The sequence below is a fragment of the Kribbella speibonae genome (assembly GCF_004331375.1).
Taxonomy (GTDB): Bacteria; Actinomycetota; Actinomycetes; order Propionibacteriales; family Kribbellaceae; genus Kribbella; species Kribbella sindirgiensis.
Map to the genome: position 1 here is coordinate 1,801,188 of NZ_SJKC01000001.1, position 12,280 is coordinate 1,813,467.

General features: G+C 69.0%; 11 protein-coding genes. 8 read left to right on the plus strand and 3 right to left on the minus strand.

Annotation, left to right across the window (positions count from 1 at the left end; genetic code table 11):
- The first annotated feature begins 105 nt into the window (after positions 1-105).
- Positions 106-732, plus strand: a complete 627-nt coding sequence (locus E0H92_RS09045) for a superoxide dismutase (RefSeq protein WP_131466188.1) — start codon at positions 106-108, stop codon at positions 730-732.
- Positions 733-789: 57 nt separating this feature from the next.
- Here the strand turns inward: E0H92_RS09045 and E0H92_RS09050 are convergent, their stop codons facing one another.
- Positions 790-1,572, minus strand: coding sequence for an alpha/beta fold hydrolase (locus E0H92_RS09050; protein WP_131495936.1), 783 nt, complete (start codon positions 1,570-1,572; stop codon positions 790-792).
- Positions 1,573-1,727: 155 nt separating this feature from the next.
- On the opposite strand from E0H92_RS09050, the gene E0H92_RS09055 reads away from it, so the two are divergent.
- Both E0H92_RS09055 and E0H92_RS09060 read left to right on the plus strand, forming a co-directional pair.
- Positions 1,728-2,174, plus strand: coding sequence for a phage holin family protein (locus E0H92_RS09055; RefSeq protein WP_202873546.1), 447 nt, complete (start codon positions 1,728-1,730; stop codon positions 2,172-2,174).
- Positions 2,171-2,509 carry a DUF3618 domain-containing protein gene (locus tag E0H92_RS09060; RefSeq protein ID WP_131495937.1) on the plus strand — a complete coding sequence of 113 codons (339 nt, stop codon included), beginning with the start codon at positions 2,171-2,173 and terminating at the stop codon, positions 2,507-2,509. Before E0H92_RS09055 ends, E0H92_RS09060 begins: the two co-directional genes overlap by 4 nt.
- Positions 2,510-2,517: 8 nt before the next feature.
- Here E0H92_RS09060 and E0H92_RS09065 read toward each other — a convergent pair whose 3' ends face one another.
- Both E0H92_RS09065 and E0H92_RS09070 read right to left on the minus strand, forming a co-directional pair.
- Positions 2,518-3,774 carry an RNA polymerase sigma factor gene (locus tag E0H92_RS09065; protein WP_131495938.1) on the minus strand — a complete coding sequence of 419 codons (1,257 nt, stop codon included), beginning with the start codon at positions 3,772-3,774 and terminating at the stop codon, positions 2,518-2,520.
- Positions 3,771-4,802, minus strand: coding sequence for a methyltransferase (locus tag E0H92_RS09070; RefSeq protein ID WP_131495939.1), 1,032 nt, complete (start codon positions 4,800-4,802; stop codon positions 3,771-3,773). Before E0H92_RS09070 ends, E0H92_RS09065 begins: the two co-directional genes overlap by 4 nt.
- Positions 4,803-4,942: 140 nt before the next feature.
- On the opposite strand from E0H92_RS09070, the gene E0H92_RS09075 reads away from it, so the two are divergent.
- From E0H92_RS09075 to efeB, 5 genes are all read left to right on the plus strand, one after another.
- Positions 4,943-7,951, plus strand: coding sequence for a glycine--tRNA ligase (locus E0H92_RS09075; protein WP_238173355.1), 3,009 nt, complete (start codon positions 4,943-4,945; stop codon positions 7,949-7,951).
- Entirely contained in the window at positions 7,951-8,919 is a 969-nt protein-coding gene (locus E0H92_RS09080) for a pyridoxal-phosphate dependent enzyme (protein WP_131495940.1), read from the plus strand. The genes E0H92_RS09075 and E0H92_RS09080 overlap by 1 nt, the downstream gene beginning before the upstream one ends.
- Positions 8,912-9,820, plus strand: coding sequence for a ribonuclease Z (locus E0H92_RS09085; protein ID WP_131468569.1), 909 nt, complete (start codon positions 8,912-8,914; stop codon positions 9,818-9,820). The genes E0H92_RS09080 and E0H92_RS09085 overlap by 8 nt, the downstream gene beginning before the upstream one ends.
- Positions 9,821-9,955: 135 nt before the next feature.
- Complete coding sequence (locus E0H92_RS09090) at positions 9,956-11,074, plus strand: EfeM/EfeO family lipoprotein (protein WP_202873547.1); 1,119 nt, start codon at positions 9,956-9,958, stop codon at positions 11,072-11,074.
- Positions 11,071-12,270, plus strand: a complete 1,200-nt coding sequence (efeB, locus tag E0H92_RS09095; RefSeq protein ID WP_131468567.1) for an iron uptake transporter deferrochelatase/peroxidase subunit — start codon at positions 11,071-11,073, stop codon at positions 12,268-12,270. The genes E0H92_RS09090 and efeB overlap by 4 nt, the downstream gene beginning before the upstream one ends.
- Positions 12,271-12,280 lie beyond the last annotated feature (10 nt).

The window sequence follows — 12,280 nt, forward strand, 5'->3', positions numbered from 1 at the left end:
CGCGTGGCTACTTGACCTCAACCGTGGTTGAAGTTTCAAGCTGGTGTCGCTGACTGAGGACATCGCAGATATCGGCCCTCGCGGGGCCCTGACGAAGGAGCAGAGTTGACCACGTACACGCTTCCCGACCTCCCCTACGACTACAGCGCGCTCGCGCCGAGCATCGCGGGCGAGATCATGGAGCTGCACCACGACAAGCACCACGCGACCTACGTGAAGGGTCTGAACGACACCCTCGACAAGCTGGCCGAGGCCCGCGACAAGGGTGACTTCGGCGCGATCGTCGGGCTGGAGAAGACGCTCGCCTTCAACCTCGGTGGGCACGTCAACCACTCGATCTTCTGGAAGAACCTGTCGCCGGACGGCGGCGACAAGCCGGACGGCGAGCTGGGTGCGGCGATCGACGAGTTCTTCGGCTCGTTCGACGCGTTCCAGGCCAACTTCACCGCGAGCGCCACCACGATCCAGGGCTCCGGCTGGGCGATCCTCGGCTGGGACGCCCTCGGCGGCCAGCTGCTGATCCACCAGCTCTACGACCAGCAGGGCAACCTGCCGGCCGGGCAGATCCCGATCGCGATGCTGGACATGTGGGAGCACGCGTTCTACCTGCAGTACAAGAACGTGAAGCCCGACTACGTCAAGGCGTGGTGGAACGTCGTGAACTGGGCCGACGCCCAGGCCCGCTTCGACGCCGCCCGCACCGGCTCCGGCGCGCTCATCACCGGCGCCTGATCCACCTCGACGTACGACGAAGGGCGTCCGGCTCCGGCCGGACGCCCTTCGCGGCTTTCAGGCACAGAAGTCCGCGATCACCGGCGCGATCGCCGTGGCCTTGATGACGTGGTTCTGACCCGGTACTTCGGTGTGTCCGGCGCCCGGTACCGCCGCTGCGAGCGCCCGCGTCGAGGCCTTCATCCATCCCGGGCTCTTGCCGCCGTTCACCACCAGCACCGGCTGCTCGATCGGCGCCCACTGCTCGGTGTCCATCGGCTCGCCGAAGCAGTTCTGCCCGAGCACCTGCGCGTCGTACGGCAGGGTGTGCGCGATCGCCTTCATCGGTTTCCAGGCCGGCATCAGCTTCATCATCGTGACGAAGATCCCGGGCAGCCCGATCCCCTTCGTGAAGAAGTACTTGATCGCGTCGCCCGGCTCGAGGGCCTGCAGGTCCGCGATCCAGGTCCGCGGGATCTGCTTGCGGCTGTCGTCGACGACGTACGGCGGCTCGAACGCGACCAGCTTCTCGATCGGCACCCCGGCGGCCGCCGCCCGCAGCGACAGTGCCGCGCCGGACGACGAGCCGTAGACGTACGCCGACCCGCCGGCCGCCTCGATCACCGCGGCCAGGTCCTCGATCTCCCGCTCGACCGCGTACTCGCCCGCGTCGCCGGAGTCGCCGCGCCCGCGCCTGTCGTAGTTGTAGACGGTGAAACGGTCCGCGAGCGCCTCGGCGACGTCGGGCATCGGACCCTGTGCGCGGGAGCAGAGCGCGCCGTCGACGAGAACGAGCGCCGGCCCGTTCCCGCGCCGGTCGTAGGCGATGGTGGTGCCGTCCTTCGATACGACGGTATTCATGGTGGATTCCTCCTGGTGGGTGACGATCTCACCACTGCGTCGAACGGTGGCCGACCACTCGACATCCTGTGACGCAGATCACATCCTGAGTGCTGCGCTGCGTGACGCTCGGTCCGTCTGGGTACCGGATGCGCAACCGAGAACGGGAGGCGGTCATGACGGCGCGTCCGGAGATGGTCCGGCGTGAGGCTGGACCGAACGGTCAGAACGCGAACATCGGTGGCCTGGTGAGCGACGTGACCAGCGACCTCAGCCAGCTGGTCCGTGACGAGATACAGCTCGCCAAGGCCGAGTTGAAGGAGAAGGGCAAGGAGGCCGGGGTCGGCGCCGGGTTGTTCGGTGGGGCCGGCACGCTCGCGCTGTACGGCGTGGGCGTCCTGATCGCCGCTGCGATCCTCGGGCTCGCGACCGCGTTGCCGGCCTGGTTGTCGGCGCTGATCGTCGCCGCGGTCCTGTTCGCGGTCGCGGCCGTCGCCGCTCTGCTCGGCAAGCGGCACGTCACCCGTGCCACCCCGCCCGTTCCGCAACGTGCCGTCGACGGCGTGCACGAGGACCTGGAAGCCCTCAAGGGACACCAGCCGGAAGGGAAGACCATCGCATGACCACGACGAAGAACGCCTCGCATCGCGAGCCGATGACCGACAGCGAGACGCTGCGCGAGGACCTCGACCACACCAGGCAGCATCTCGCCGACACCGTTCAGGAACTCACCCGGCGGCTCAATGTGCCGCACCGGATGAAGGAGACCGCGTCGAGTGCGGGCCACCGGATGTCGGACGTCGCCGGCCAGACCGGGCAGAAGATGAAGCAGGTACCTGGCGCGATGAAGGAACTGCCCGCGACGGGCAAGCGCCACCCGAAGGTCGCAGCCGCCGTCGGCGGAGCCGTCGTACTCGGCGCCGGCGCCATGGCCTGGCTGGCCCGCCGGCACAAGTAAACAGCTGGTCAGCAGGCGGCGGCGCGTTCCAGGAGGAGTTTGCGTTCGCGCTCGTTGCGGGTCAGAGCGGCGGCCTTCTCGAACTCGGCGCGGGCCTCGTCCAGCCGGCCGAGCTTGAACAGCAGGTCGCCGCGCACACTCGGCAGCAGGTGGTAGTCCTTCAAAGAAGGGTCGTCCGCCAGCAGGTCGACCGCGGCCAACCCACGTTCCGGGCCGAACGCCATCGAGATCGCGACGGCCTGGTTCAGCTCGATCACCGGTGACGGGGTCACCTGCGCGAGGACGGCGTACAGACCGGCGATCCGGGCCCAGTCGGTCTCCTCGGGGTCGGCCGCGCGGGCGTGACAGGCGGCGATCGCGGCCTGCAGGAGGTACGGGCCGGGTGGTTTCTCCAAGGCCCAGGCCCGCTCGATGCCTTCGAGGCCGCGGCGGATCAGGAGCCGGTCCCAGCGGCGGCGGTCCTGGTCGAGGAGCAGCACCGGTTCGCCGTCGCTCCCGACGCGTGCGTTCGCGCGGGACGACTGCAACTCCATCAACGCCAGCAGGCCGAGTACTTCGGGCTCCGTCGGCATCAGCTCGACGATCAGCCGTCCCAGGCGCATCGCCTCGTTGCACAGCGCCGGCCGCATCCAGTCGTCGCCGGCGGTCGCGGAGTACCCCTCGTTGTAGATCAGGTAGACGACCTCAAGCACTGACGACGTCCGCTCCAGGAGCTCCGGCCCGGACGGCACCTCGAACTCGACGCCGGCCTTGGCGAGGTTGCGTTTGGCGCGGACGATGCGCTGCGCGATCGTCGCCTCCGGGGCGAGGAACGCGCGGGCGATCTCGTCGGTCTTCAGGCCGCCGAGCAGCTTGAGCGTCAGCGTCACCCGCGCGTCCATGGTGAGCACCGGGTGACAGGCGGTGAACACCAGCCGGAGCAGGTCGTCCTCGATGTGGTCCTCGAGGATGGCCTCGACGTCGTCCTCGACGGAGTCGCCGTCGATCTCCAGTTCGTGGCCCATCTCGGCGAGCTTGCGCTGGTACGTGTCCTTGCGCCGGATCAGGTCGATCGCCCGCCGCTTCGCGATCGCCATCAGCCAGGCGCCCGGATTGTTCGGTACGCCGGAATCGGGCCACTGCTCCAGCGCGGCCACCAGCGCGTCCTGCGCCAGCTCCTCCGCGAGCCCGACGTCCCGCACGATCCGCGCGACGCCCGCGATGATCCGCGCCGACTCGATCCTCCAGACCGCGTCGACCGCCCCGTGCGCATCCGTAACCGTCACCCGCCGATAGTAGACGCCGTCCGAAGTCGCCAGAGAGAGGTCAACTCGCCCGGCCGCGCCCGACGGTGCCGGGGTACGGCGTCCCGCCGCCCGACCACCTGCAGCCCGCCACCCCGCATCTGCTCGAACAGCTCACCCTCCTCCCGCAGCCCGAGCCGCTCGGCCAGATCGGACAGGATCAGCCACACCTCCCCGCCCGGTTCGAGGTGTTCGCGGACGGTCCCGAGGAACGCGCGGAGCATGCGGCCGCCCTCGTCGTACACGGCCTGATCGAGGAGGGTCGCCGGCGCCGCGGGGATCCACGGCGGATTGCAGACGATCAGATCCGCCCGCCCCGGCGGGAACAGGTCGGTCTCGACGACGGTGGCTTCCACCTGTAAACGCTGGAGATTCTCGCGGGCGCATGTGATCGCGCGAGGGTTGTTGTCTGTAGCAACTATTTGGCGAATGCCTCGTCTGGACAGGATCGCGGTGAGCAGTCCGGTCCCGGTGCCGACGTCGAACGCGGTATCCGCTCGCGGCAACGGGCAGTCGGCGACCAGGTCGGCGTACTCCGATCTGGTGGGGGCGAAGACGCTGTAGTGCGGGTGGATGCGCTCGCCGAGGGCCGGTACGTAGACGCCGCGGAGCCTGAGTTGGTGCGCGCCGATCACACCGAGCAACTCCCGCAGCGGCACCCACCGTTCGCCGCTGGGTGCGCCGTACGCTTCGGCGCAGGCCAGCCGTACGTCGGGCGCCCGGCGCAGGCGGACCTGGTGGTTGATGAGCGGAACCAGCAACGAGTTCAGAACGCGGACCCGTTCTGCCTGGTGCCGGCGCTGATCGTGGAAAGTACCGCCGTTCGGCTCCGGGAGCCGGCGTCCGAGGGCGGCGAGGAGCTGTTTGGCGTTCTGGAAATCGCCCTCCCAGTGGAGGGTCGAGCCGCGTCTGATCAGGCGCAGGGCCCGATCCGCGGAAATGGTGTCGTCGATCGTGGTGACCTGGTGCAAGAGTCGTCCCTGCCGGTGCGAGGTGAAGATGGGCAGCACGGCTCACCCGGAGGCCGGATCGGCGCCGGGGAGCGGACGACGGAACTAGCGAACTACCGCCGCATGTCGGGGCGAGGTCACCGCACCACTGTAGGGCGCGCCCTAATAGACTTCGCTCCGGAAACCCCCCGAAAGATGGCTTGAGGTCTGCTGTGCTCACCATGCAGGACGCGCTGCTCGCGCTCACGAAGTACTGGACCGACCGGGGCTGCATGGTCGTGCAGCCGTTCAACACCGAGGTCGGGGCCGGAACGCTGAACCCCGCGACCATCCTGCGGGTGCTCGGTCCGGAGCCGTGGCGGGTGGCGTACGTCGAGCCGAGCGTCCGGCCGGACGACAGCCGCTACGGCGAGAACCCGAACCGGCTGCAGACGCACACCCAGTTCCAGGTGGTGCTCAAGCCGGACCCGGGCAACCCGCAGGAGCTGTTCCTGGACAGCCTGTCCGCGCTCGGGATCGACATCGACGCGCACGACGTGCGGTTCGTCGAGGACAACTGGGCGAACCCGGCGACCGGGTCCTGGGGTCTGGGCTGGGAGGTCTGGCTGGACGGCCTGGAGATCACCCAGTTCACGTACTTCCAGCAGGCCGGCGGGATGACGCTGGACCCGGTGTCGGTGGAGATCACCTACGGCATCGAGCGGATCATGATGGCGCTGCAGGGCGTCTCGCACTTCAAGGACATCGCCTACGCGCCGGGGATCTCGTACGGCGAGGCGTTCGGCCAGGCGGAGTACGAGATGAGCAGGTACTACCTCGACGACGCGGACGTGGAATCACAGAAGCGTTTGTTCGAGGAGTATGCGAACGAGGCCCGCCGGATGATCGACGACCGCCTCCCGGTGCCGGCGCACATCCAGGTGCTGCGGTGCTCGCACACGTTCAACGTGCTCGACGCCCGCGGCGCCGTCAGTACGACGGAACGCGCCAAGGCGTTCGGCCGGATGCGGACCCTGGCCCGCGAGGTCTCGCGGCTGTGGGCCGAGCGCCGCGAGGAGCTGAAGCACCCGCTGGGTCTCGCCGAGCTGCGGCCGGCCGCGGACGAGCCGACCGAGTTCCCGGCGAGCACGGGGACCCGGCAGCTGACTTTCGAGATCGGCACCGAGGAGATGCCGCCGTCCGAGGTCACGAAGACGGCCGCGGCGGTGCAGGCGGCGCTGGAGGAGAAGCTGGCCGCGACCCGGCTCGAGCACGGCGCGATCACGACGTACGCGACGCCGCGCCGTGTGGTGGCTTTCGTCGCCTCGGTCCAGGCCGGTGAGCCGGATGCCGAGCGGGTGGTGCGCGGTCCGAAGAAGGCGGCCGCGTACGACGCCGACGGCAACCTGACCAAGGCCGCCGCCGGGTTCGCCCGCGGCCAGAAGGTGGAGCCGTCCGAGCTGCACGACCTGGACGTCGACGGTGTCGAGTACGTCGCGGTGACCAAGCCGGACCCGGGTCGCGGTGCGGCCGAGGTGCTGAGCGGCGTCCTGAGCGAGATCGTCGCGGGGCTCCGTTCGGACAAGAACATGCGGTGGAACGACGCCAAGCTGTCGTTCACCCGCCCGATCCGCTGGCTGGTCGCGCTGCTCGGCGACGAGATCGTCCCGGTCTCCGTCTCGAGCCTCGCCGCCGGCCGGACGACGCGGGTACACCGGACCGCCGCGCAGCCGAAGGTCGAGATCGCGTCGGCCGAGGGCTACCTGGACCTGCTCCGGATCCACGGCATCGAGGCCGACCCGGCCCGTCGGCGCTCGACGATCGTCGAGGCCGCGGCCGAGCTGTCCGCCACCGTGAACGGCGTGGTGGACGTCGAGGGCGAGTCCGCGCTGGTCGACCAGATCGTCAACCTGATCGAGGAGCCGACGCCGATCCTGGGCGGGTTCGCGGCCGACTACCTGGACCTGCCGAGCGAGATCCTCACGACGGTGATGCGCAAGCATCAGCGCTACCTGCCGGTCCGCGACGGCGACGGCAAGCTGCTGCCGCATTTCGTTGCCGTGGCCAACGGTTCGGTCGACGAGGACCTGGTGCGGGCCGGTAACGAGGGCGTACTGCGGGCGCGCTACGAGGACGCCGCGTTCTTCTGGCGGGCCGATCTCGAGACGCCGCTGGAGTCGATGAAGAGTGAGCTGGAGAAGCTCGCCTTCGAGGAGAAGCTCGGTTCGATGGCGGACCGCGCCGGCCGGATCGGGCGGATCGCGCTGAAGCTGGGCGCTGCGGTCGATCTCGACGGCGAGGACCTGACGACCCTGCAGCGGGCCGCCGATCTCGCGAAGTTCGACCTGGGATCGCAGATGGTGGTCGAGCTGACCAGCCTGGCCGGCACGATGGCCCGCGAGTACGCCAAGCGCGCCGGTGAGACCGAGGCCGTCGCCCAGGCTCTGTACGACATGGAACTGCCGCGGTCGGCCGGTGACCCGGTCCCGTCCACCACGCCGGGCGCGCTGCTGGCGCTCGCCGACCGGTTCGACCTGCTGGCCGGGCTGTTCGGGATCGGCGCGAAGCCGACCGGAAGCTCCGACCCGTTCGCGCTGCGCCGGGCCGCTGCCGGTGTCGTCGCGATCCTGCGTGAGCACCCGGAGTTGCGGGCGATCACCCTCGAAACAGGTCTGCAGACAGCCGCCGCGGAGATCGGTGCCCAGGGCATCGACGTACCCGTCGAGTCGCTGGGTGAAGTGGTCGAGTTCACCGTACGGCGGTACGAGCAGCAGCTGATCGACCGCGGTGACGACCACCTCCAGGTCGCCGCGGTGTTGCCGTTGGCAACTGCTCCGGTGGTGGCGGACGAGACGCTGACGACCCTGCAGGGACTGGTCGGCAACAGCGACTTCGCCGACCTGGTCGCGGTTCTGCAGCGTGTCCGCCGGATCGTTCCCGAAGGCACCGAGGCGGAGTACGACGCCGGCAAGCTCACCGAGCCGGCTGAGGTCGTGCTGCACGAGGCGGTCCAGAAGATCGGGCAGGCGCCGACCGGGCTCGGCGACTTCGTCTCCACCGCGTCGGTCCTGATCGAGCCGGTGAACGCGTTCTTCGACGAGATCCTCGTGATGGCGAAGGAGCCCGAGATCCGCGCGGCACGGTTGGGGCTGCTGGCAACCATCAGCAAGCTCGCGGCGCCGGTGCTGGACTGGCAGGCCCTGGGCACCAGCCTGAGCCCAGCGGAGTGATGACCCCCGCAGAAGCTGCCGCAGGGGCCGAGCGCGTCGCGCCGGCCTTGCGGGAGCATCTGTTGTTGACGCCCTTCGTCAGGTACGGCGCATTCAGTGAGGAGCTCGGCGCTGAGGTGCTGGTGAAGTGTGAGCACCAGCAGCGCACCGGTTCGTTCAAGGCTCGCGGCGCGCTCGCTAAGGTGCTGACGCTCACCGACGCGGAACGTGCCGCGGGCGTGGTCACCGCGTCGACCGGTAACCACGGACTGGGGGTCGGCAACGCGCTGGCGACCCTCGGGGGACACGGCATCGTCTACCTGCCCGAGAACGCTGCACCGGGCAAGGTTGCGGCACTACGCCGGCTCGGTCTCGAACTACGGGCCGAGGGCAACGACACCGGAGTCCTCGAGATCAAGGCCCGGGCGTACGCCGCGGAGCACGGGCTGACGTACGTCCCGCCGTACAACGACCCGGACATCATCGCCGGGCAGGGGACGGTCGGCGTGGAGATCGTCGAGCAGCTGGCCGGTGCGCCACTCGACGCGGTCCTGGTGGCGGTCGGTGGCGGCGGGCTGATCAGCGGGGTCGCCGCGGTGCTCAAGAAGCACCTGCCCGGAATTCACGTGTACGGCGCGCAGCCGGCCGTCGACGACGCGATGGCGGCCTCGGTCCGGGCCGGTGAGATCGTGCAGGTCGACGCCGGGCAGACGTTGTCGGACGGTACGGCGGGCAGCGTCGAGCCGGGGAGCATCACCTTCGACCTGTGCCGTGAACTCGTCGACGACTGGGTGCTCGTCGAGGAGGACGCGATCCGGGACGCCCTCCGGACGGTGATCGACACCGAGCATCAGTTGATCGAAGGGTCGGCCGCGCTGGCCTTCGCGGCCGCGCGCGAACGACGTACCGAACTGGCCGGGAAGCGCGTCGCGGTCGTCTCCTGCGGCGGCAACATGTCGTCGTCAACCCTGGTGGCTGCGCTTGCGTGAGCTCGTCGTGCTCGGGACCGGCAGTCAGGTGCCGTCCCGGGAACGTACGCAGAACGGGTACTTCCTGCGCTGGGACGACGAGGGGTTCCTGTTCGATCCCGGCGAGGGAACGCAACGGCAGATGATCTACGCCGGGCTCGCGGCCGGCGCGATCACGCGGTTGTGCGTCACGCACTTCCACGGCGACCACTGTCTCGGCGTGCCGGGCATCGTGCAGCGGTTGTCGCTGGACGACGTACCGCATCCGGTGCGGGCGCACTATCCGGCGTCGGGGCAGACGTACTTCACGCGGTTGCGGTACGCCGCGTCGTTCTTCGAGCGGGCCGAGCTGCTCGAGGAGCCGGTGGAGGAGGACGGGCTGCTGTCCGTCGGGTCGTTCGGCCAGCTGTGGGCGCGCCGGCTTGAGCACCCGATCGAGACCTTCGGGTACCAGTTGATCGAGCCCGACGGACGCCGGATGCTCCCGGACAAGCTCGCGGCGTACGGCGTGACCGGGCCCGACGTCGGCCGGCTGCAACGGGCCGGATCGCTCGACCTCGGCGATCGCGTCGTGCACGTGGACGACGTCAGCGAGCCGCGGCCGGGGCAGCGGTTCGCGTTCATCATGGACACCCGCCTGTGCGAGAACGTACTGCGCCTCGCGGACGGCGCCGACCTGCTCGTCATCGAGTCGACGTACCTGTCGTCGGAATCCGAACTCGCCCGGCGCTTCGGTCACCTGACCGCGCGCCAGGCGGCCCGGGTCGCGGCCGAATGCGGTGTGCGCAAACTCGTCCTCACGCACTTTTCGCAGCGTTACCTGGAGCCGGAACGCTTCCATGAGGAGGCCGCGGCGGAGTTCTCCGGCGAGATCGTGGTGGCCTCCGATCTCAGCCGGCTCTCAGTTCCGGCTCGTCGCTGACCGAACCGCCAGGCGTAGCGGACGAACAATACGTGAACGGACCGGCAAACAAGGCCGAACCCGTGCGGTGTAAGGCTTTCTCAGGATTAGCATTTCCGGCGAATGTAAATTGCCGATCCTCAGGAGCGACCCGTCGTGCGCACACCCCGTCCAGTGCCGGCGGCTGTCGCATTGGTCGTTCTGAGCGCGGCGGTGGGAGTCACGGTCTGGCGGCCCTGGGAGGATTCCGCCGACGCGACCGGCGGCCCGTCCGGGATCACCGTGTCCCGGAGTCAATGCGGTCAGGGGTGGACCGACGCGAAGACCGGCCGGCAGACGCTCGTCGTCCACAACGTCGGTGACGCGGCCGCTGAGGTCGACTTGGTCGAGGTTCGCAGCAAGAAGGTGTACGGCGAGGTGGAAGGCCTGGGCCCGAACACGAGCGCGTCCATGGACGTGCAGCTCGGCGCCGGACAGTACGCGATCCGCTGCCTGATCGAGGACACCGATGCGATCACCGGTCCGACGGTCACGCTGACGGGTGCTGGGCAGGGCGGCGCTGCCGTCGTACCTGTCACCAAGAACGAGCTGCTGCCGTTGGTGAAGAAGTACCAGGCCGGGGTCGCTCGTGGGGTCGCGGACCTGGCGGTCAAGACGGACAAGCTGCGTGCGGACGTGGATGCCGGAAATCTCGATGCCGCTCGCGCGGACTGGTTGCCTGCGCACCTGGCGTACAACTCGCTCGGCGCGGCGTATGACGCGTTCGGTGACTTCGCCGACAAGATCGATGGGCCCTCCAATGGATTTCATGCGCTGGAGAAGGGCCTGTGGCACAAGGGCTCGGGCCTGAAGCCGGTCGCGGATCAGTTGGCGGCCGACGTCCACGGCTTGCAGGCGGATCTGCCCAATGAGCAGGTGGATCCGAATGATCTCGGGCTGCGTGCGCACGAGATCATGGAGAATGCGCTGCAGTTCGAGCTGACCGGCGAGAACGACCAAGGCAGCGGTACGTCGCTGAACACCGCGCTGGCGAACCTGAACGGTACGGCGAACGTGCTGGCCATCCTCGACCCGGTCCTCAAGCCTCGCTACCCCGAACTGCCCGAGGTGCAGAAGTGGGAGAGCCGCGTGCGCACGCTGCTCGCCGCACACCAGAACACCCCGGTCGACCAGCTCGACCCGGCCACTCGGCAACAGCTCAACGGTGCCGTCGGCGAACTACTGGAGAAGCTCGCCCCAGTCGCCGCAATCTGCGAAGTCCGGAGGGGATCATGAGTGACGTCGGCCGCCGCTCCTTTCTTCGCGGCGCCCTCGCGGGAGCCGGTGCAGCCGCAGTTGCTGCGGTCGCGACCGGGCAGGCCGCTGAGGCGACGACGCCGACGGCCGTGCCTTTTCACGGCTTCCACCAGGCCGGGATCACCACCGATCAACCGAAGCAGGCGATCTTCGCGTCGTTCGATGTGATTGCCGAGGGCAAGAATGAGCTCACCGACCTGTTCAAAACGCTGACCGACCGGGCGCGGCTACTGACCACGGGCGGTGCCCTGCCGCCGTTGGGTATCACGGCCCCGCCGGCCGATTCCGGCGTACTCGGACCGGACATGCCAGGTGACGATCTGACGGTGACCGTCGGCGTCGGGGCGTCGCTGTTCGACGACCGGTACGGGCTGAAGGATCGCAAGCCCGCGAGGTTGACGGCGATGAAGGAGTTCCCGAACGACAGCCTGGACACCAGCCTGTGCCACGGGGATCTGAGCCTGCAGCTGTGCGCGTCGGAGACCGACACCGTCCTGCACGCGCTCCGGGATCTGGCCCGGCACACCCGTGGCGCCATGCAGCTGCGGTGGCGGGTAGACGGCTTCCAAAGCCAGCCGCGCCCAGCCGGTGCGCCGCGCAACCTGATGGGTTTCAAGGACGGCATCGTCAAGCCGGCGCCGGCCGACCACGACAAGCTCGTCTGGGTCGGCAAGGGGAACGGCGAGCCGGCCTGGACCGAGGGCGGCAGCTACCAGGTGCTGCGCCAGATCCGGATGCTGGTCGAGTTCTGGGACCGCGTGTCGGTCGGCGAGCAGGAGAACATGTTCGGCCGGCGCCGCGACACCGGTGCGCCGCTGGACGGCAGCAGCGAGACCGACCTCCCGAACTACCCGGCCGATCCGACCGGCGGGGCGATTCCGCTGACCAGCCATATCCGCAAGGCGAACCCGCGCACCGCGGACACCGCGGCCAGCCAGTTCCTGCGCCGCGGTTACAACTACGACAAGGGCACCGACGCGGTCGGTGACCTGGACATGGGGCTGTTGTTCTGCGCGTACCAGCAGGACATCGCCCGGCAGTTCGAGGCCGTGCAGACCAGGCTGGCCGACGAGCCTCTCGTCGACTACATCCGGCCGGTCGGCGGTGGCTATTTCTTCGTGCTTCCCGGTGTTCGGGACGGCAGCGACCACTTCGCCCGGTCGTTGCTCGGATGAGTTATTCAGG